Here is a 234-nt window from a genome sequence, read left to right on the forward strand (position 1 = left end):
GTTATTAACCCACCGCCTGGCTTTGGCCATTCAATTTGATCTCCCTGTGAAAGGCCAAGTAATGCACTACCAACAGGGGCTAAGATTGATATTTTGTTGCCACTTGAGTCAATATTCTTCGGGTAAACAAGCGTTAAAGTAAACTCCTCACCTGTAGATTCAACAACAAAGTTCACTGTTGAATTCATGGTTACCACGGTTGAGGGAACTTCGTGTGGCTCCACTATGTTAGCT

The 234-nt window shown here is 43.2% G+C and carries 1 protein-coding gene; it reads right to left on the reverse strand.

Going from position 1 to position 234, the window contains the following annotated elements; translation table 11 throughout:
- Positions 1-234, reverse strand: a 234-nt coding sequence (locus AAEY99_RS21735; RefSeq protein ID WP_351012033.1) for a GreA/GreB family elongation factor, incomplete at both ends; no start/stop codon positions are given.

It is taken from the genome of Shewanella sp. S1-58-MNA-CIBAN-0166 (assembly GCF_040310085.1).
Classification (GTDB): domain Bacteria; phylum Pseudomonadota; class Gammaproteobacteria; order Enterobacterales; family Shewanellaceae; genus Shewanella.